Annotated in this window: 1 pseudogene; it reads left to right on the top strand. The window is 67.4% G+C overall.

The annotated features are described in order from the left end of the window. A pseudogene (locus I71_RS16490) lies at nucleotides 1-1,504 on the top strand (sarcosine oxidase subunit alpha); the annotation flags it as partial.

Consider the following 1,504-nt stretch of genomic DNA (forward strand, 5'->3'; position numbering starts at 1 on the left):
AAGTCGGCAACCGGGTGCCGGTGTCCCCAGCCATGACAGCGCCTGGCACGCCGCTTTCGATCTGGCCAAGGCGGGGGTGGAAGTCGCGGCCATCGTCGATGTCCGTGGCACCGTGCCGGCCCAGCTGGCCGCCGCCGCCGACGCGCTCCGCATCAGGACGCTGATCGGTTGGACCGTCACCGATACCAAGGGCCGGCTGCGTGTGTCGTCGGTGCGGGTCAACCCCGTGACAGGCGGCAAGGTCGGCAGTGCCGAGACCATTGCCTGCGACGCGTTGCTGATGTCGGGCGGCTGGACCCCCAGCGTCCATCTGTTCTCGCACACCCAGGGGGCGCTGACCTGGAACGAGGACGGCCAGATGTTCCTCCCCGGCCAGGGCAGGGAGAAGTGCCGTCTGGCTGGCGCCGGCAAGGGCCGTTTCGGGTTGAAGTCCGCCTTCGAGGATGGTGCCGCCGCCGGCGCCGCCGCCGCGGTTGATGCAGGGTTCGGTGCCGAACCGGCCAGCTATCATGTGGAGGGAGAGCTTTCCTTCACCGGCGTGACCGGCCGCGAGCTGCCGACCGACCGCGATCCGGGCCATGCCAAGGCGTTCGTCGATTTCCAGAACGACGTGATGGCCAAGGACATCCGGCTGGCCGTGCGAGAAGGCTTCAAGTCCATCGAGCACATCAAGCGCTACACCACCAACGGTATGGCGACCGACCAGGGGAAGCTGTCCAACATCAACGGTCTGGCTGTCGCATCCGATGCGTTGAAGCGGCCGATCCCGGCGGTGGGCCTGACCACCTTCCGCCCGCCCTACACCCCGACCAGCTTTGGCACCTTCGCCGGCTACAACAAGGGTGCGCTGTTCGAGGTGACGCGCAAGACGCCCATCGACGGCTGGGCAGCGGAAAACGGCGCGGTGTTCGAGCCGGTGTCGCTGTGGCGCCGCGCCTGGTATTTCCCGCAGGTCGGCGAGGACATGCATGCGGCGGTGGCGCGCGAATGCAAGGCGGTGCGCTCGTCGCTCGGCATGTTCGACGCCTCCACCCTCGGCAAGATCGAGATCGTCGGTCCCGACGCCGCCGAGTTCATGAACCGCATGTACACCAACGCCTGGACCAAGCTGGCGCCCGGCCGCTGCCGTTATGGCCTGCTGCTGGGCGAGGACGGCTTCATCCGCGACGACGGCGTGATCGGACGCCTGGCCCATGACCGCTTCCACGTCACCACCACCACCGGCGGCGCCGCCCGCGTGCTGGGCATGATGGAGGATTACCTTCAGACGGAATGGCCGGATCTGAAGGTCTGGCTGACATCGACCACGGAACAGTGGTCGGTGATCGCGCTGCAAGGTCCGAACGCCCGCAAGCTGATCGAACCCTTCGTCGAGGGCATCGATCTGTCGGACGGCGCCTTCCCGCACATGGCGGTGGCGACCGGAAAGATCCTCGGCATTCCGACCCGGCTGTTCCGCGTCTCCTTCACCGGCGAACTCGGCTTCGAGATCAACGTGCCGGCC

It is taken from the genome of Azospirillum sp. B506, from assembly GCF_000333595.1.
GTDB lineage: Bacteria > Pseudomonadota > Alphaproteobacteria > Azospirillales > Azospirillaceae > Azospirillum.